A 20707-nucleotide genomic window follows, 5' to 3' on the forward strand; every position below is an offset into this window, starting at 1 on the left:
GTCCCATATCCCGTGTCTTCATCATCGCCGGGAGGAGAACTGACATGCTACTGGATCACGCCAACCAAACTTTCGATCAGTGCATCAAATGCACCGTCTGTACCGCCTACTGCCCCGTGGCCAAGGCCAACCCCGCCTACCCCGGCCCGAAACAGGCGGGCCCGGATGGCGAGCGGCTGCGGATCAAAAGCCCGGAGCTCTTTGACAGCGCCCTCAAGCACTGCACCAACTGCAAACGCTGTGAAGTGGCCTGCCCGAGCGGGGTGCGCATCGGCGACATCATCGCCAAGGCCAAACACCAGTACAGCGGTTTCAAACCGGGGATCCGCGAGTTCGTGCTCTCTCACACCGATCTGATGGGCAGCATGTCTACCCTGATGGCCCCGGTGGTCAACTTCACCACCGGCCTCAAGCCGATGAAGCTGGTGCTGGACAAGGCGCTGGGGGTCTCATCCCACCGCGATCTGCCCAAATACTCCCAGGGCACCTTCCGCGGCTGGTACAAGAAGCAAAAAGAAGCGCAGGCCCGTTATGAGCGCCAAATAGCCTATTTCCACGGCTGCTATGTCAACTACAACCATCCTCAGCTTGGCAAGGAGTTGGTACAGGTGCTCAACGCCATGAACATCGGTGTGCAGCTGCTGGAGCGGGAGAAGTGCTGCGGCGTGCCGCTGATTGCCAACGGCTTCATGGACAAGGCCAAGCAACAGGCGGCCTTCAATATCAAGCAGATGGAGAACTCCCTGCTGGGTAACGAGATGCCGCTGCTGGCCACCTCCTCCACCTGCGGCTTTACCCTGCGCGATGAATATCCCCACCTGTTGGAGCAGGACAACCACAAGGTGCGAGATCGCATCTCGCTGGTGACCCGCTTCCTGTGGAACGAGTTCTACAAGGGCAACAAACCGGCGATGAAGCCGCTCAATCTGCACATCGCCTACCACACCCCCTGCCACATGGAGAAGATGGGGGGCGTCATCTACACCCTCGAATTGCTGCGCGCCATTCCCGGGGTCAAGGTGACGGTACTGGAGTCCCAGTGCTGCGGCATCGCCGGCACCTACGGCTTCAAGTCGGAGAACTACCAGACCAGCCAGACCATCGGCGAGGGGCTATTTGATCAAATCAACCGCCTCTCCCCCGATCTGGTGATCACCGACTGCGAGACCTGCAAATGGCAGATCGAGATGAGCACCAGCTTCCGCTGTGAACATCCGATCCACCTGCTGGCCCAGGCGCTGGCCTGAATCCCCTCGGCCCTTGCGGCCGCATAAAAACAATCCACGCAGAGATAAACAAAGAGCCGGCAATTGCCGGCTCTTCTTTTTACGCTTCACGCTCGCTATCAGGGGTGCTGGATGATCAGGCTATGTTGATCTTCCAGCATGCTCTGCAGGATATCGTGGGACGAGGTGCTGGTGAGATTCCAGCTGGTCAGGTCCACATCCTTCAGGGTGATCTGTTGGGTTATCTGGCCATCACCCGCGGGGGAAACCGAAAGATTCACATCGCTCAGGCCATTGCTCCCTGTGGTCACCGAGGCGGAGAGATGCTTGAGCAGATCATCGACACCATTGCCAGTGACCCCTTGCAGCATATCAGCCAAATCGATCTTGTCCCCTTGCTCCGGATGGAAGTCGGTGATGGTATCGATGGCGGGCAGCCCCTGACTCCCCTCATCCCCTTGCTGCCAGACGAAGAGATCGCTGCCAGCCCCGCCGGTGAGAATGTCGTTGCCATGGCCCCCCAATAGACGGTCATCGCCGGAGGAACCAAACAGCCAATCCCCCTGATCGGAACCGACCAGCTCATGACCACTCTGGCCGTGCACCGTAATGGTCTCAAGGGGCGTGCTGACGGTTGAACCGCCGACATTCGACTCGGCACTGATCCCCAGCACATGGTCACCGTCACCAAAACCGCTGAAGTAGAGCGGAACCGAGTGATCGGCCGGGATCAGCCAGTCGCCATTGCCATCGGCATGACCGACGCTCTGACCATGCTCGTCCTGCACCTGCGCCCCATTCAGGCCGCTGATGCGGATGGAGAGCTCGCCGGTGGCCGGATTGACCACGCTGGCGTTGATGCCAAGGGGGATAACGGCCCCCTGCAAGGCATGGAACGCATGCTGAACCACCGTCAGACCCGGCATATCCGGCTCGGGAGTGACCGTGATGGTCACCTGATCGGTGTCGCTCAGAGAACCGCCCGCACCGCTGTTGCCCTGATCGGAGGTAGTGACGGTAAGGGTATCCTCTCCCCAGAAATCTTTGGCCGGTTCATAATGCAGGTTGCTTGCCAGCAACTGGTTGAGATCAGCCAGCGACCCCACCAGAGTGATCTCGCTGGTACCCGCCCCCTGCACCATCACGGCACCGGTTGCACCCAGCAAGGTCAGCACACCATGCTCGACCCGCAGCACCATGGAGACAGGCGCACTGCCTGCATCCACATCCTTCACGCTGACGCCGGAGAGCGACAGTGAGCCATCTTCCTTCACCGTCATGCTGCCAGGCAGCTGATTGACCGGCGCATCATTGACCGGCTGCACCTCGATGGGCAGCACATCGGTATCGCTGAGTGCCCCGCCACTACCCGTGTTCCCCTGATCGTTGGTGACCATGGTCAGGGCGTCATTGCCGTAGAAATCACTGTTGCCCTGATAGGTGACCCCACCAGAGAGCAAGGCATTGAGATCGGCCAGCGTGCCGGTCAGCACCAGCGAACCGGTGCCGTTGCCGACCACCGTCACGCCGCTGCCAGCAGGCAGCGTCAGGATGCCATGCTCCACCGAGAGGGTGATCTTGATGGGGCTGTTGCCCGCGTCCACATCTTTCACCTGCAAACCGTGGATGACAAAAGGCTGATCTTCCTGCGCGACCTGAGGGGTCGTTGGCAATACGTTGATTGGCGCATCGTTGACCGGACTCACCTCCACATGGATGGTGCCATTGACCTCGGGGCCAAGCGCGCCGTTGTCGAGGCTCTGGGCGGTGATCTTGAGATCCAGTGCACCGTTGGCATCATTGGTCACCAGCTCGACTGCACCCAGCTTGCCGCCCTCGGTAGTGACCTGCCAACGACCGCCACCCAGATCAACAACCGTCCCCGCCACGCCATTTGGCAAGCGGATCTCGGCACCATCAGGCACCCCTTCGATGGTGACCCGCACCTGCTCGGGCTTGTTCTCATGCACATTACCCGCACTGCCGCCGGTTGGCTGGGTATCCCGGGTCTCCAGCCCCAGATCCAGAGTAATCACATCCCCTTCGGTACCGTTCGCCTGACCCTGAATGTCGGCGATAAGGGCATCCCCCACCGGATTGACGGTGACGGTAAAGCTGCCACTGGTTTCGAGCGGAATGGTGAGCCCCTTGTCGAGGGTAAAGGCGCTCAGCGACAGATCCACGGTGCCGCTGAAATCAGCTGGCGGGATCAGGGTCAGCTTGGAGAAATCGGTCCCCACCGGGATCTGCCAGACGCCGCCACCATTGTTGACCGCCGGAGCCGACAGGGTGAAGCCATCCGGTACCCCCTTGATCTGCAGCGCGACGATCTGCTCCGAGCCATCGTTATCGATTAGGGTAGCGCCAAATCCGGCAAGGTTGACCGTGCCATCCTCGCTCCCCGTGACGCTGTGCACCGAAAGCTGGGCCGGATCGTTGACTGGTCTCACCTCAAAGCCGACCTGGCCGCTCCAACTGCCGCGGTCGGTCACCTGCTGGCCACCGACCAGCGCGGTATCGACGATATCGACCTTGATGTCGAGCGGTACCTGACCGCTGAAGTGCTCTTTGGGCACAAACACCAAATCCTTGAGGGCAGCCACGTCGTTGACCACCAGGGTGTTGACCGGCTTGCCACTGCCGTCGAGGAAGTAGCCATATTTCGCATCCACCGTGATGGTGACCCGCTCAACGGTTTCGAGGCCGCCACCCGCGATGGAGGGGCTGATATCGGCCAGTTTCACCGAGAGATCGAGGTGGATCTTGCTATCTTCCAGATTGTCCGGCTGTCCGTCCTGGTTGGTGTCCTGCACGGTCAGTGTCAGTTCCGGATGCTCGCCACGGCCACCATTCACATCGACCACGGGGGCCACATCGACCCGTACCGTGCTGCTGTCAACCTTGATATCGCCACTGGCGGTATCGGTATTCACCACCTTCACCTCGATATTGAGCGAACCGGCAAAGTCTTGCGGCAAGCCGAGGGTCAACCCTTCCAGGCCCGCCAGTGACGGTGGCACCTTGATGACGTATTCACCGGTCGAGATGTTGTACTCGGCGCCGCTGATGGTGACGCCCGCCGGCAACCCCTTGAGGACAATGGTCACCTCGTCGCTGGCCTGATCGGCGGCGCCGATATGGATCACGCCTTTGAGCTGCTGACCAAAATCAACCCGGATATCCTCCTTGCCCACCAGCACGGCGTTGTCGTCGATATCGACAGTCGCCGCCGGCGTCTTGGGCGTCACTGGCTTGTTTTCAAATTCGGCACTGGTTTCCAGGCTCACTTTGACATGGGCACTTGCATCGCCATCATCGCCCCGGTCGATCACCATGGCATCGATGCGGATCGGTTGAACCTTGCCGACAAACCCGTCCGGCGCATGCAGCTTGAAGCTACCGAGATTGCCCGCCGGCACGATCCAGCTGCCGTTACCGTTGTTGATACCACCAACCACCACGAACTGATCGCCTGCACCACCGTTCAACACCGGCAGGTTGATCACCAGATAGTCGATCTCCTCCACGCTCGAAGGATCGAGGTCGGTAAAGATGAAGCGTCCACTCAGGTCTATATCAGCCCCACTCTGCCCCACGAGAGCTCCACCGCTCTGGGTCAGCACGCCATCGGGCTCCACCACGGCCTGGATATCGACATGCAGATTGCCATCGATCACCTTCTCGGCCACCGCGCCAGAATCCACATCATGCTGGGTCACGGTAACATGGCTCTGGATAGTGGTATCCCGATCGCTATCCTCCGGCGCCTTCACCAGCAGTTGCCCCCCGTTGAGCAGGCTGTCGAGCTGGGCGGCAGTCAGGGTGACCTTGCCACTGACCACGGTCAGCTGGCTCTCGACACCGCCGACTCGCAGCCAGATCTGGTAGCCATCCTCCACCCCGGAGAGACTCAGCGCCGTGACTTTCTCAGCGCCGTCAGTAAGGGTCGGATACCAGTCCAGCACGGTGAACTGATCTTCCAGGCCATGACTGGTCTTGCTGTAGTCGGTGGCGTCAATCTCCGGTTCCACCTTGATATGCAGCGGCACCTCGAAGCTCTTGTGGTCGCCATCGTTCTCGGTCACCACCACCTTGGCGATCAGGTTTAAATCCGCCGTGCTGTTATGGGGCGGCTGAATAAGCAGGTTGCCAAAATCGGAGACATCGACCTGATAGGTCGGCTTGCCATGGGCGTCGAGTCCGGCAAAGGTGAGGGTCAGCTCCTTGCCATTGGCATCAAAGACCCGAGCACCTTCCGGCAGCCCTTGCAGCACCACGTTGAGGCTCTCGGAAGTATCGTGCGGGGTATCGACCCACTCGCCCGAGATGAGGGTAAAGTTCAGCGGCGCCCGCCCATCCTCGCCCACTGTGGTGGCATAGCCTGTCCCTTCGGCCTCCCAGCCGGTATTGCCAAGCTCGAAATGGGGCTGATCCACCACCCCCACCAGATCCACATGAAGGGTCTGGGAGCCGGTCTCCTTTTCATTCACCACGGTATGGGTCTGGCCGTTGGCATCGGTCAAGGTCGCCGTGTCTTTCACCACCCCCTTGATGGTCAGGTCGAAATCGACGTTGCTGTTTTTCGGCGGCTGCAGCTTGAGTTCGCCAATCCGATCAAAAGGAACCTCATAGTAACCGGCTATGTTCTGTGCAACGGCGGAACCACCCAGCAACAAGGTTGCACCGTCAGGCAGGCCACTGATGCGGACAAGCATCTGTTCGGAGCCATCGAGTTTGTCACCCAGATGAGCAAGGGCAATCTTGCTGCCCAGATCGAGCAGGGTGTCTTCCTTGCCCTGAATGTCACGCACGGTGAGCTTGGCGTCATCGGCCACCGGATTGACGTTGATCACCAGATCAATTTTGTCTCCCTGCGCCGTACCCTGACCCTGAGCGATCGGGTTCTTCTCGGTGCTGATCGGCGTCACCGACAGCTTGATGTCACCACTGAAATCCTTGCCCGGAACCACAGTCACCTTGTTGATGTTGCCTGCCGAAACGGTGTAGATGCCACTGCTATTTGGCTTGAGCTCGGCACCGTTGAGCATCAGGGTTCCCTTGCCCGCTTCCAGCTTGATCTGATAGGTCAACGTCTCGGATCTGTCGGTATCAGTCAGGCTCGCCTTGACGTCCAGCTTGATACCCGTGCTGTCTTCATTGGTGTCATAGTGGCGAGTGGTGTTGGCTGTGTCCCACATCGGCTTGTCGGCCACGCCGCGCACTGTCACAGCCAGATCGCCCGTTACAGCCGCAGGTGCAGCCCCTTCGGTGACACCGACCTGCAGTTGCACCTGGAAGTGCAGCGGCTGACCGCCATTGCTCCAGCTCGACCAGTTGCTTGAAGGCACAAAGGTCACCCCCTGAGTGGTGTAGTGAACATTATCACTGGTCACCATGGCCGCTGGCGGCACGATAAACCACTTGCCATCAGCCGTGGTGGTGAGGGCAACGCCGTTGTAATAGAAGGTGCCATGGGCATTGGCAGGCGCCTGGATAAGCAACTGATCCACATGCTCACCGCGATCGAAATCGCCAATATCGAGCTGCATGTTGATAGGGATACCCAGCCTCGGGTCTTGCGCCCCCTGCTCTTCGTTACCAATGGCTGCGCTAACGTTAAAGCGCACCGCTTCATCCTGCAGATTGAGGGTCAGTGTGCTGTCTGCACGATCGCCATCGCCATCGACCAGATGGGCTGTCACCACCTGACTGAGCTGACTTGCATCGTGATTGAAACCGGCCGCAGGCTTGAAGGAGTAGGATCCATCGGCAGAGATGGTCAGGGTTCCCATCACCTGCTTGCCATCGGGGCTCATCACATCTTGTATCAAAGAGCCATTGATGGCGTACGTCTGGCCATTGATGGTAATCGACTCGACGCGGGCACCATCCGCACCTTCATTGGCAGTAAGCAGCAGATCGCCGGTCACGGTACTGCCCCCCTCGCTCAGGGTATGTGCCAACACAGTGCCGATAGGCATGTCATCTTGTACCGTCACGGTCACACTGACATTCGGACTGCGATCGCCATCATGATCGGTGACAAACAGCGGCACTTCGATGGTCAACTCATCCTTGCCCTGTGCATCGTGATCAAGCTGGCCTACCAGATGGACGCTGTAACTGCCGTTAACATCGAGGTGGACCCAGAAAACGGGCTTGCCCCCCTCGGCCGTAGCCAGATACCAGCCGGTGCTGTGTGCCGCCAGCGTAACCGCTTTGCCACCCGACGTGAGGTGATTGGCCTGATTGAATGCAGCCACATCCAGCTCAAGGGAGGCAACCCGATCCGAACCGGCAGTGATGGTCACCTTGCCACTATCGGTTTCTCCACTCCCTGCAGGTGTGGTCCCCGGATGCTGACCGTTCACTGCATCGAGGTCAGACTCCTCGACCCGAACCGGTTCAATAGCGGATATGATCGGGTTGATGCCATCAGTCACCGTGACAGTGGCGGTTCCCTGATTTTTACTGCCATCGCTGTCGGTGACTTCGACCGGCAGATTCAGTTCCAGCTTGTTGTCCGCCCCGTGATCCAGGTTGGTATGCACCGTTACCTGAAAGTCGATGGTTGCAGTGGTATGAGCGGCAATGCTGGCTGGCACAGTGGGGATGGACACCGTCATCACCACCAGACCAGAGCTGGTCACTGCCTGGAAGGTGTGACCATCCGTGCCAACTGCTTTCCAGGTCAATACTTCGCCATTGTGGGTAATGGGCTTGCCGCTGGCATCCATAACCTGACCGGAGAGGGTCAGTCGCACATCGGTCACCGGATCCGAGTCAGCCTTGATGGTGATCTTGCCGCTCGTCTGCTGGTCATCAGTGGTCGAGTTAGCGCCATCGAAGCGCCCTTCATTGAGGGTTACATCGGTCAGGGTCAGGGTTGGTTTCTCCCCTTCCCCAATCTGGATATTGAGGGTGCCGCTGGTGCTGTCGTTGTTGCCGCCCGCCTTGTCGTAGTCGTTGACGATCACCTTGATGGGCAGCTCGGTCACGGCGTTGCCGCCCTGATGAAGCCCCTGATAGAGGGTGACCTGATAGTCAAACCCGTTCTTGCCAGCCTGATCGAGGCTGCCAACCAGCTTGACCTCGAACACCTCGACCCGCTGGCCATCCACCATCACATAGCCCTTGAGCAGCTGGCTGCCGGGGATCAGCGGGTCACCATCCACCAGCTCGTACTGCACCGGTTTACCCAATGCGGTCAGCGCAGGTTGTTCGCTGCCATCGGCAAACACCACCTCCACCACCCGATCCTACCCGGCTTGCACATCGAAGTGACCGGTTTGACTCAAGCTGTTGCCGCCGGTGAGGTTTCCCTCATCCAGGGTTACACCAGTGCCCGGGATAAAACTCGGCGCCTTGCCGTCCGCAATGGTGAGCGGCAGCGTGGTACCGATGCGATCGCCATCCTTATCGGCCAGGGTGACGGCAAGCGGCAGGTTGAGGGATTCACTCCCCTTGTGATCCAGCTCGCCGCTCAGGGTGACCTTGGCGGTGACGCTCCAGTTGCCGTTGTTATCGACCAGGCTCAGCTCGGCGCGCAGGATCTCGCGACCATCTGCCGTGGAGCCAACCAGCTGGCCGTTGGCATCAAGGGAGAAACTGATCGGGCTGCCATGGCTGGTCAGTCCGGTCAGGGCGCTCTGGATGGTGGCGATATCAAAACCAAGAGAGTTGGGGTCAAGGGCATCGCTGCCGTGCGCGACCGAGAAACTCATAGTGCTGATGGCAGCCGTCTCCCCTTGCGCCATCTCGGTAATGGTGGTGCCGGTCACGGCGGAGATGGTCGGATTGGCACCATCACCCACCGCCACGGTAATAGTGGAGGAAACCTTGTCACCATCGCTGTCGAGCAGGGTAAAGCCCGCCTTGAGCAGGCTGTCGGCACTGCCCTGATCCAGCGGTTGATGGAAGGTAAAGCTGTATTTGCCATCGTTACCGAGGGTCAGCTCAAACACCAGCTTGCCATCTGGGGTACGCCCCTCGATACGATGATCGGCCACCGTGATGGTCACGGCCTGCTTGCCCGAGGTGAACCCTTGCAGCCCCGGCTGATTGGCATCGAAGGTGATGCTGGCCAGCGGATCGCTGCCCGCAGTGATAGTCAGATCGCCGTTAAGAGTCTGGCCCTGCTGCCAGTTGCTATCTTCGGTGAGCGTGAGGGAGACAGGATTAACCTGCGGCAAGGCACCGTCGGTAATGGTGATATTGAGGGTGCCGAGATTGCTCTTGTCGCCGTCAAAATCTGAACCCTGTACCTTCAGGCCAAGATTGAGGCTGTTGGTCGCTTCCGGCTCGTCAAACACCCCGGTCAGGGAGACGCTGTATTTGCCATCCAGCCCGATGGTAACAGTGAGGATCGTCTTGCCCTGCCAATCCTTGACGATCAGCTGGTTGTCTTGAACCTCGTAAGTCGTCGCCTTGCCCTGGCTGGTGAGCCCCGCCAACGCCGGCTGGCTCGCCTCAAAGTTGAGGGAGACCAGACGATCGCTCCCCACCGTCACCGGCAGCTGACCATCGATACTCTGGTTGCCCCCTTCTTGCAGGGCGACCCCCTTGTCGATGCCCAATGCGGGATCACTGCCATCATTGACGGTCAGGGTTAGGTTGGCGCTGGTGCTGTCGCCATCGATCTCGTTGGCGCTCACCTGCAAACCGAGGGAAAGCGTGTCGCTACCCTGATGATCGAGCGGGCCGGTGAGGGTGACCACCACCCGCCCAGCCAGATCGCTGCCCTGCTGCTCAGCCTTCAATTCGGCGCGCAGCACCTCCACCCGTTGGCCACTGCCATCCAGGTAGTAACCCACCAAGGTGCGATCATCGGCAAATTCAAAGGTCAGCGGATGACCATCGCTGGCAAGACCCGAGCCATTGAGGGTAGTCAGGGTACTGTTCTGATTGCTGAACACCAACGAATCCACCAGCAGAGGATCGGCGGTGTGTTTGACCACAAAGCGGCTCTCACCCACTACGGCAGCACCGTTGATAAAGGCATCTTCGGTCAGGGTAATGGGCGGGAGATCAACGTCAAAGTTGGGCGGATTGCTGTCCACCAGATTGATCACCAGCGGCGCCTTCACCAGATCGCCGTCGCTGTCGCGATATTCGAGGTTGAACGGCAGGCGCAACGCGTCCTGACCGTGATCTAGGCTCTGACTCCAGACGATGCGGTAACTTCCGTCATTGTTGAGGGTCAGGGTGAAGACAGTCGCCCCACCGGCACTGGCGGTCAGGGTCTGACCGTTGATGGTGTAGCCAAGAGGCGCGCCATGGCTGACGAGCCCCAGCCCTTCCAAGGCACTCTGATCAACAGCAAACTGGACTTGCAGATTGCCATCCTGGCCGGCACCGGTATTTAGACTGCCGGTCGCGGTGATCGGGCCTTCGGCCAATCCGGCTTCGGAGAGCGTCAGAGTTTCGCTCTGACCGATCAGCGGCGCCCCATCGCTGGCAGTGTTGCCCGCAAGATCGGTGACACTGGCACGCACTTCAAAGGATTGATTGATACCGGAGAGATCAAGACCTGATACCTGCCAGCGGCCATCGGCCCCCACCAGTGCCGAGGTGGTCAGCAGCGGCTGGCCATTGCTGTCGACCAGAGTGATGGTGACACTCTGACCTGCCTCCACATTGCTGGTGGAGCCGCTCAGGGTGGCGCTGCTGTTGCCAAACAGGGCAGTGGTATCGAGATCATCGATATCGATAAAGGCCTGGGTATCGACATTGATAACGAGGGTATCGCTGGCGCGGTTGCCGGCAATATCCACGGAATTGACCTGAAACTGGTACTGGCCATCGGCCAGGGTCTGCGGCAGCTGATATTGCCAGTTACCGGCGGCATCCACCGTCAGGACGGTGAGCACGCTGCCGCCAAGGCTCAGGGTGACGGTGGCGCCGGGCTCCCCCTTCCCTTCCAGCAGCGGGGTATTGTCACGGGTCAGATCATCGGTCTGGCTGGCGCCGGTGTCGCTCTCATCGGCGAGATCGAGGGTAATGGTGGTGATGGTATCGAGCAGAGTCTGTCCGGTGTCGCTGGCGTTGTTGCCAGCCTGATCCTGGGTATTGGCCACAATCTGCAACGGGCCATCCACCAGCTTGCCGGTCACATCGCCAAAATTGGCTTCCCACACCAAGCCGGGCAGTACCACAGTCGTCACCGTCAGTGAATTGCCCGCCTGATCGATAAGGGTGACGGTGACTGGCTGGCCTACCTCCACATCATCCACCACACCACGAATGATGACACCAGCCGCTTCATCGGCGTTGATAATGTTGTCGCTTGTTTGGGGCTCGGTGATGGTGATGGCGGCAAAGAAATCACGCTCTTCGGAAAACAGCTGCTCATCGCCAACAGGTTGCACCGCATGGTCGGTATCAAAACCGGCCTCGGCCAGGGTGGCGTCATTGGTACGATCGACCACCACAAATCCACCCGAGCTGGAACCTGCTACACCACCGATATTGCCCGCAGCGGCTGCGTTACCGGCGGCCGCCGCTTGAAACTGCTCTGTCGGGTCAATACCCTGACGGATCGCCTCCTGCAACGAGGCCAGTTCCGGATCGGTCTGTTGTCCATCAACAGCAGGCTCAGGTTGGGCGGCCATATCTTGCTCACCAGCAGGCTCACTGCCCGGCTCGGCTAGTTGAAAGTGGCCCCCTTGGGCAGTTTGCAGGCGGTCCCCCGGCTGCAATGCCATCCCCACCTTTGCTCGTATGACAGATCCATCTGCACTGATGACAAACACGGAGCCCTCGAGTTGGGAGATCACCGTGGACTTTTCAATTTGCAACTCAGCCATACAACCTCCAGCAAAACCTTAACCACCAACATCAGTACCTACAGGGTACTTGTCTGTTCAATAATCATACCGCACCAGACTAAGTGGATCTTTTCGCTATTTTCGACAATGATTGCCATAAAATGGCCATAACTTACAAGATTGTGCATCTAACAGGCCCTTTTTAATAAAAAGAGATTTGGATGAACCCAATTACAGCACCTTTATTAATAGGTCTATCAGACTTCATGTGACCATTTCTGTCGTTTGACGATAAATCCACTGCAGCTTCAATAAATGGATCATAATCCGAAGGTCAAAAGCTCACACCACAACACCGCAAAATTGCATATTCAGTCAATTATTAGCATAAGACATTGCCAGAATATGTGAACAATACGGCAGCAATCAGGATCAGCAGCAAAAAGTGCCAGTACGCAACTGTACTGTTCAAACGCCTGCCATCGAATGCTCGGCAGTTAACAAGAATTTGAGTTTCCATAAAATTTAATCCAGATCTCATTTCAGCGATCAATCCTGTGCGCCAATTGATCTGGCACAACTCTCCCTCCGATAAATCATCATTAAATTTACCTATTTGTTAGGGTAACCCTCGAGCAATCATATATTGCGCGGTTTTATTCACCCGCAAGCGAATGTCTGCCCACCCCGCCCAACGGGGGGAAGATCCACACCAAGATGGAACGGGTCAGACGAGACCAAAACATTTATCTGGGAGTGATAAACGTGGGTTCACAACACAGGCATATCAAACTGGGCCTCGCCACCCTGCTGCTGACTACCAGCCTTGGCACCAGCGGCTGGGCACTGGCTGATGACGCAACCACCAATGGCAAGATAGAGGCGCGCAGCGAGCTGTTCGCCAAGGATCACGCCGATCAGTTCACCAGCTGGCAAGCCACCAGCGAGAGCAAGGAGCGCACCGACGCGCTGGCGGAAGATCCCAATATGGTGGTGCTGTGGGGCGGTTACCCCTTCGCCAAGGATTACAACAAGCCGCGGGGCCACTTCTATGCGCTGACCGACGTGCGGGAAACCCTGCGTACCGGCGCCCCCAAGACAGCCGAAGATGGCCCGCTGCCGATGGCCTGCTGGAGCTGCAAAGGCCCGGATGTGGCCCGCGTCATCGACGAGCAGGGTGAGGATGGCTACTTCAAGGGGATGTGGGCCAAGGGCGGGCCGGAAGTAGTCAACACCATCGGCTGCGCCGACTGCCACGACACCGCCTCGAAGGAGTTCAAGGAGGGCAAACCGGCCCTGCACCTCTCCCGTCCCTATGCCGATCGGGCCATGACAGCCATCGGCAAGCAGTTCAAGGAGCAGGGGCGCTTTGATCAGCAGTCCCAGGTGTGCGGCCAGTGCCACGTGGAGTACTACTTCAGCGGCCCCACCAAGGCGGTCAAATTTCCCTGGGACAAGGGCACCACGGTGGAGCAGATGGAGGCCTATTACGATGAAATCGGCTTTGCCGACTGGACTCATGCCCTCTCCAAAACCCCCATGCTGAAAGCCCAGCACCCCGAGTACGAAACCTGGCGCGCCGGCATTCACGGCCAGAACAACGTCGCCTGTGTCGATTGCCACATGCCCAAGGTGCAGAACGAGCAGGGCAAGGTCTACACGGATCACAAAGTGGGGAACCCCTTCGATCGTTTCGAGCAGACCTGCCGCAACTGTCATACCCAGAGCAAGGAGATGCTGCAGGGGATCGTCAAGCAGCGCAAAGAGGCGGTAATCGAAACCAAGCTGAAGGTCGAGAAGCAGCTGGTACACGCCCACTTTGAAGCCAAGGCGGCCTGGGATGCCGGCGCCACCGAGGCTGAGATGAAGGATATTCTGCAGGACATCCGTCACGCCCAGTGGCGCTGGGACTACGCCATCGCATCCCACGGGGTGCAGATGCACGCCCCCGAAGTGGCCCTCAAGGTACTTGGCAGCGCGCTGGATAAAGCCGCTGACGCCCGCACCAAGCTGGCGCGCCTGTTGGCCAGCAAGGGGATCAGCCACGAGATCGCCATCCCCGACATCTCCACCAAGGAGAAAGCGCAAGCCGCCCTTGGCATGGATATGAAGCAGTTCAACAGCGACAAGGCCCAATTCCTCAAGACCACGGTCCCCGCCTGGGATGCCGAGGCCAAAGCAGCCGGACGGCTGGCACAGTAACGGCGCCTGCGGGTCCGGCGCCAAGTCGGGCCCTCAGCGGATGGAGGCTTCCTATGGGTGATTTAACGATGGATTTTTTACGACTGATGCTGATGGCAGCCATGCTGCTCACCAGCCTGCAGGGTCAGGCGGCCGAGCCGGCAGCAGCCCCTGTTCCAGCTACACATGAGGTGGAATTTTTACGCAATCCCGACAAGGCCTGCACCGACTGTCACAAGGAGCAGAGCGAAGGGATGCACGGCAAGCATGGTCAGGCGACCAATCCCAACAACCTTAAACCGGTGACCTGCACCAACTGCCACGGCCAGCCCTCCCCCCAGCACCGGGAAGGGGTCAAGGATGTGATGCGCTTCAGCCACAGCCTGAAGGATAAAGAGAGCATCAAGCTTTATCCCATCAGCGAGCAGAATGGAGTCTGCATGAGCTGCCACGAGCCTAAAGAGCTGCGCGAGGCGCTCTGGGCCCACGACGTGCACGCCACCAAGCTCACCTGCACCAGCTGTCACCAGTTGCATCCGGCCAAGGAGCCCATGGTGGCGATCCCGGAAAAATCCCGCATCAAGCTCTGCGTCGACTGTCACAGCAAGCAACATGAGGCCAGCAAGGCCCGGCAGGAGCAGTCCAAACCGGCTACCGGCAAGGAGGCATCATGAGCTGCTCTCGCCGTGACTTTATGGCGGGCATGGGCGCAGGGGCCCTTATCATGATGACGGGGCCGACTCGCACCCTTGCCACCCCCCTTGCCCACAGCCAGACCATAGACGGGGTCCGCTATGGCATGATCCACGATGAGACGGCCTGCATCGGCTGTACCGCTTGCATGGATGCCTGCCGGGAAGTGAACAAAGTGCCAGAAGGGGTCTCGCGCCTCGAGATCATCCGCTCAAGCCCCATCGGGGAATTTCCCGACGCCGAGTACCGCTTCTTTCGCAAGTCCTGCCAGCACTGCGACAACGCCCCCTGCGTCCACGTCTGCCCCACCGGCGCCTCCCATATTCGCAAGGAGGATGGCATCGTCGATGTCGACGCGGATCTCTGCGTCGGCTGCATGTATTGCCTCGCCGCCTGCCCCTATCAGGTGCGCTTTATCAACCCGGTCACCCGAGTGGCGGACAAATGCGACTTTTGCCGCAAGACCAACCTGGCGGCGGGCAAGGAGCCGGCCTGCGTGGAATCCTGCCCCACCAAGGCGCTGGTGTTCGGCAATCTGGATGATCCGGACAGCCCCATCGCCCAACGGCTGGTGAAGGAGACCACCTATCGCTACAAGCAGGCGCTCGGCACCTCGCCCAAGATGTACCGCGTGCCCAAAGGGGAGATAACCTCATGACCATGCAAGCGGCATTTCAATTCCTCTCCCTTGTCTGGGGATTTGTCCGATCGCCATCTACCGAAGCAACAGAAGGAGGAATGGATCATGTTGCATGACGCATTTCACTTCCCTTCACTTGTCTGGGACTGGCCGATCGCCATCTACCTGTTCCTGCTCGGCATCTCCGCCGGAGCCACCACCCTCTCGGTGCTGTTGCGCCGCAAGGGGGCCGGCAGCGAGAGCGGCATCATCAAGGCGACCGCCATTCTGGCGCCGGTGAGCGTCGTGTTGGGGCTGCTTATCCTCATCTTCCACCTGGCCCGCCCCTGGACCTTCTGGAAGCTGATGCTCCACTACCAGTTCGACTCAGTGATGTCGATGGGGGTCATGCTGTTTCAGCTCTATATGGCGGTGCTGTTCGCCTGGCTGGCGGTGGTATTTCGGGCCGAGATCGAGACCTTGCGCAGTCACCTGCTGCAAGAGAAGTTCGCCTTTGTGGATGGGCTGATTGGCTGGCTTGCCCGCATCGAGCGGCTGCTGGCGCCGCTCTTGCTGCTGCTCGCCGTGCTGTTGGGGGCCTACACCGGCTTTCTGCTCTCGGCGCTCAAGACCTATCCGCTCCTGAACAACCCGGTGTTGCCGGTGCTGTTTCTGGTCTCGGGCATCAGCTCAGGTATCGCCTCCACCATCTTGCTGGCAGTGACGATCTTCAAGGAGAACCATCACAGCCAGGGGGTGAGCTTTGTGCATCGCTTCGAGCGGCCGGTGCTGGCGGTGGAGGTGTTGCTGCTGGTCTGCTTCTTTACAGGCCTCTACTTCGGTGGCGGTCAGAAAGAGGTGGCGATGTGGGCGGCCATCGGCAGCGGCTTCTGGGCTCAGGTGTTCTGGGTCGGGGTGGTGGGCATCGGCATGCTACTGCCCCAGCTGCTGGCTCTGCTGACCCCGGCGCCCCTGCGGGAGCGCAACGGCCATCTGGTGCTGGTCTGCAGCCTGACCCTGGTGGGGATCCTGCTGCTGCGCTACTTCGTGCTCTATGCCGGCCAGATGACGGTAGTTTAAAAACCGGTTCACGCTCCTGTTGCGAGGCCGTGATCAAGGCTCATGTGCTGCTCGGAATCCTCATGTATTAACATACACTCCGGTTCCTGCGCTGCTCTTTACCTTGCTGACGACCTCTCACGACGGATCGTGAATCGGTTATTGAAAGCTGGGGATAAGCGCCAGCCACCCTCGGGTGATTGGCGCTTATTTGTTGCGATTGCTTATTGCCAGGAATGTGGATGTTATCCCCCAGCGCCGGTACGGTGCAGACGCTGCGGCATAACATAGACGAATAATTGACTGGAGGTCATGTGCTGGCGGAGCTCGGCTATCTCTCACTATTGCTGGCGACCGGGCTCGCCCTGCTGCAAGGGCTGCTGCCCTGGCTGGGGCTGCGGCTCGCTTCACGCCCGCTGCTCGGCTGCGCAACACCGCTGGCCCTCCTGGTCGCGCTCCTGTTGTTGGCCGCCCTGCTGCTGCTCGCCAGCTGCTTTGGTCAGGATGACTTCACTCTGGTCTATGTGGCCCAGCACGCCAACAGCGCCCTGCCTCTTGGCTTCAAGCTGGCGGCGGTATGGGGTGGCCACGAGGGCTCCATGCTCTTCTTCGTCTTTGCGCTGGGGCTGTGGGGCGCGCTGGTGGCACTTTGCTCCAAGCGGGTCGATCCGCTCATCCGCACCCGGGTATTGGCCATCATGGGGCTGATCGTCGGGCTGTTCGGCCTCTATACCCTGATCTTCTCCAGCCCGTTTGACCGCCAGTTCCCGGGGCCGCTGGAGGGGCGTGATCTCAACCCCATGCTGCAGGATATGGGCCTTATCATCCACCCACCCCTGCTCTATCTCGGTTACGTCGGCTTTGCGGTCAACTTCGCCTTCGCCATGGCGGCGCTGCACTCGGGCAGGCTCGATGGCGCCGTGGCCCACTGGAGCCGACCCTGGGCGCTCGGCTCCTGGGTGTTTCTCACCGCCGGCATCGTGCTGGGCTCCTGGTGGGCCTATTACGAGCTCGGCTGGGGCGGCTGGTGGTTCTGGGATCCGGTGGAAAATGCCTCCCTCTTGCCCTGGCTGCTCGGCACCGCTCTGCTGCACGCCCTGATTGTCTGCGAGAAGCGCGGCGCCTACGGCCACGCCGTGCTGTTGCTCTCCATCTTCACCTTCGCCTTGAGCCTGCTCGGCACCTTCGTGGTGCGCTCCGGGATACTCACCTCGGTGCACGCCTTTGCGGTGGACCCCAGCCGCGGCCTCACCCTGTTGTTGCTGCTCGGCTTGCTATTGACCTGCGCCCTCACCCTGTTTGCCCTGCGGGCGGACATTCGCGCCCCCTACGCCCGCTTTGGCTTGCTGTCAAAGGAGGGGCTGCTCGGCGCCGCCATCCTGCTGCTCTGCGTGGCCTGCGCCAGCGTGCTGCTCGGCACCTTCTACCCCATGGTGTTCCAGTCGCTCCATCTGGGATCGCTCTCGGTGGGCGCCCCCTATTTCAATACCATCTTCGTGCCGCTGGCCCTCTGCCTGATGGGGCTGATGACCCAGCTGCCGCGCCTGCGCTGGCAGCAGCTTGCGGCACATTCCCGACTAAACGCTCTGTTACCGCCGCTGTTTGGCCTGCTTGGCGGCGGGCTGCTTAGCCTTACCTATCTGGAACAGGGATCGTTTTCCGGTAGCTGGATTGGCATCCTCGCCAATATGGTGAGCCTCTGGCTGATGGCCAGCCTGCTGCTCCCGCTCATGCAACCGACATTGCTGCGCGAGTTCACCCTCAATCGGTTTGGCAGCTTGCTGGCCCACCTCGGGGTAGCGGTGTGCGCCCTTGGCATCGCGCAGGTGAGTCACCACAGTCAGGAAGGGGGCACTGTGCTAAGTGCCAACCACCCCTACCAGCTCGGCGCGTTCGAGTTTCGTTATGAGGGGCGCGAGCCGGTGATCGGCCCCAACTATACCGCCGAGCGGATCACGCTTAGCGTGCATAAAGACGGTAAAGAGGTGGTGCGGCTGACGCCGGAGCGGCGCCACTACAGCGTGCGCACCATAAACATGAACGAACCCGGCATCGCGTGGGGAATGCTCGGCGATCTCTACGTGGTGCTGGGTGAGAAGATGGGGCCAGATGCCTATGCCATGCGGCTGCACTACAAGCCGCTGGTACGCTGGATCTGGCTCGGCGGCCTGTTGATGATGGCGGGCGGCACCCTGCGTCTGCTCGCCCGTCGCCCCTTGCTTGCCTCCCGCCCAGTTGCGGTTGGCACCTCCCATCCCCGGCTCGAACAGGAGGCGTTATGAGATCCCGCCTGCGCCTCTTTCTTCCACTGCTGCTGACCCTGGGCCTTGGCGCCCTGCTCTGGCTCGGCCTTGGCAACAATCCATATAGCCAGGATGAGGCGACGCTCGGTCGTACCCTGCCTGCGTGGCAGAGCGACAATCTGCTGGACGGACGTCCGATCCAGACCGCCAGCCTCAAGGGGGAGCCCTTTGTGCTTAACGTCTGGGCCAGCTGGTGCGCCAACTGCCGCGCCGAGCATCCGCTGCTCAGCGAGCTCGCGGGCACAGTCCCCCTCTACGGCCTCAACTACCGGGACAAGGGGGATGCCGCCCGCGCCTGGCTTATCCAGGCGGGCAACCCCTATCGCGCTGTGCTGGCCGACCCTGACGGCAAACTGGCCCTTGAGCTCGGCGTCTACGGCACGCCGGAAACCTATCTGTTTGATGCCGATGGCACCCTGCTAGCCCGCCATACCGGCGAGCTTACTAAAGGGATCTGGCAACGCCAGTTTGCCCCTCTGCTCGACAAGGCGCGAACTGACGCGCAAATGAACGCCGCCACTACTGCACCAGCTATTGCAATATCAGCTCGGGAGACACAGCCATGATGCGCCGTTCTCTTGCCTGCGCCCTGCTGGCCCTCGGCATGCTACTGAGTGCCACTGCATATTCCAGCGGGGTCGATACCTATCAGTTTCGCCATCCCGAGCTGCAAAATCGGGCGCAAGAGCTGGCCCGCGCCCTGCGCTGCCCCCAGTGCCAGAACCAGAACCTGGTGGAGTCCAACTCCCCCATCGCCCGGGATCTGCGGCTAGAGGTCTACCGCTGGGTGGACGAGGGACAGAGCGATGAGCTGGTGATCGCCCGCATGACGGAGCGCTTCGGCGATTTCGTCCGCTACGATCCCCCCTTCAAGGCCAGCACGGTGCTGCTGTGGGGCGGTCCCCTGCTGCTGTTGGGGCTGGCGCTGTTGACCCTGTTTCGCCGCCTGACACGCACAAAGGTACAAGCCATCCCCGTCGTTAGAGCAATGATTGAACCCATTCATCAACCTGCGGCCGATCCCCGCAGCGAATTGAATTGGCTGATCATGCATGGGGAGCAGACAGGCCTCTCCCCCGACCAGCCACTCTACAGGGAGCTGAGCGCCGCCCGCCTGGCCAACGCCATCCCGGCGGCTGAGCTGACCCTGCGTGCGCAACTGGCCAGCCAGCATGACAATCGCGGCCGCAATAACCGGCACGGGCGGGCCTTGTTGCTGCTTGGCATCATGGCATGCGTAGCCGTTGCAGCTGTCTATCTGAGCACCGGCCGCTATCAGGCATGGCAGGCTTATCAGTCGCGCCCCGATCCGCTGGCGGGGTTGAGCCCGAGGGATCTGCAAGACAAGGAGCTGGGGAGTCTGCATCAGAAACTTCAGCGCAACCCCGCCGATCTCGACAGCTGGGCGGCGCTCGGCCAGCTCTATCTCTATCGGGGCGAATATGACAACGCCCTGCTCGCCTATCAGCGTCTCGCCCTGCTGGAGGGTGGTGCCAGCGCGGCGACCCAGGCCGCTCAGGCGACCGTACTCTACTACCGAGCGGGCCAGCAGCTGACTCCCGAGGCAACCCGCCTGCTGGAGAGTGCCCTCAAGCAGGACGCGGGGGAAGTGAGCGCCCTGATGCTGCTCGCCTCCGATCACTTTCTGCATGGCCGCTACAGCCAGGCCATTGCGCTGTGGCAGCAACTGCTCGATGGCGAGCGACCCCGCATCAACCGGGCCGCGCTGATCGAGGCGATCCAGACGGCAAGCATAATGGGCGGGTAACCCCTTGATTGAAGTCGCGAATTCAACTTCGAAGTGCAATTCCCGATTAAAAATCAGGCTGCTTTCAGAAGTTCGTCAAAAACCACCTGTGG

At 60.1% G+C, this 20707-nt stretch carries 8 protein-coding genes and 1 pseudogene; 8 read left to right on the plus strand and 1 reads right to left on the minus strand.

Going from position 1 to position 20707, the window contains the following annotated elements:
• Nucleotides 1-44 precede the first annotated feature (44 nt).
• A complete protein-coding gene (gene glpC, locus OKC31_RS12335) occupies nt 45-1247 on the plus strand; it encodes an anaerobic glycerol-3-phosphate dehydrogenase subunit GlpC (protein ID WP_040069181.1) in 1203 nt (400 codons plus the stop codon).
• Between the two features lie 98 nt (nt 1248-1345).
• On the opposite strand, the pseudogene OKC31_RS12340 reads toward glpC, so the two are convergent.
• A pseudogene (locus tag OKC31_RS12340) lies at nt 1346-12031 on the minus strand (retention module-containing protein).
• A 726-nt stretch (nt 12032-12757) separates the two neighbouring features.
• Here OKC31_RS12340 and nrfA point away from each other — a divergent pair.
• From nrfA to nrfF, 7 genes are all read left to right on the plus strand, one after another.
• Entirely contained in the window at nt 12758-14194 is a 1437-nt protein-coding gene (gene nrfA / locus OKC31_RS12350; protein WP_411956033.1) for an ammonia-forming nitrite reductase cytochrome c552 subunit, read from the plus strand.
• Nucleotides 14195-14247: 53 nt separating this feature from the next.
• Nucleotides 14248-14847 carry a cytochrome c nitrite reductase pentaheme subunit gene (gene nrfB / locus OKC31_RS12355; RefSeq protein WP_047439514.1) on the plus strand — a complete coding sequence of 200 codons (600 nt, stop codon included), beginning with the start codon at nt 14248-14250 and terminating at the stop codon, nt 14845-14847.
• Nucleotides 14844-15524, plus strand: a complete 681-nt coding sequence (gene nrfC, locus OKC31_RS12360; RefSeq protein ID WP_103251173.1) for a cytochrome c nitrite reductase Fe-S protein — start codon at nt 14844-14846, stop codon at nt 15522-15524. The genes nrfB and nrfC overlap by 4 nt, the downstream gene beginning before the upstream one ends.
• An 87-nt stretch (nt 15525-15611) precedes the next feature.
• Complete coding sequence (gene nrfD / locus OKC31_RS12365; RefSeq protein WP_247822695.1) at nt 15612-16565, plus strand: cytochrome c nitrite reductase subunit NrfD; 954 nt, start codon at nt 15612-15614, stop codon at nt 16563-16565.
• A 293-nt stretch (nt 16566-16858) separates the two neighbouring features.
• Nucleotides 16859-18826 (plus strand): heme lyase NrfEFG subunit NrfE, encoded by a 1968-nt coding sequence (nrfE, locus tag OKC31_RS12370; protein WP_247822694.1) that lies wholly within the window; start codon nt 16859-16861, stop codon nt 18824-18826.
• Complete coding sequence (locus OKC31_RS12375; RefSeq protein ID WP_247822693.1) at nt 18823-19413, plus strand: DsbE family thiol:disulfide interchange protein; 591 nt, start codon at nt 18823-18825, stop codon at nt 19411-19413. The genes nrfE and OKC31_RS12375 overlap by 4 nt, the downstream gene beginning before the upstream one ends.
• Nucleotides 19410-20615 carry a heme lyase NrfEFG subunit NrfF gene (gene nrfF / locus OKC31_RS12380; RefSeq protein ID WP_270657040.1) on the plus strand — a complete coding sequence of 402 codons (1206 nt, stop codon included), beginning with the start codon at nt 19410-19412 and terminating at the stop codon, nt 20613-20615. The genes OKC31_RS12375 and nrfF overlap by 4 nt, the downstream gene beginning before the upstream one ends.
• The last annotated feature ends 92 nt before the right edge of the window (nt 20616-20707 follow it).

Origin of the sequence: Aeromonas sp. Y293-4 (assembly GCF_027705905.1) — a bacterium.
GTDB lineage: Bacteria > Pseudomonadota > Gammaproteobacteria > Enterobacterales > Aeromonadaceae > Aeromonas > Aeromonas veronii.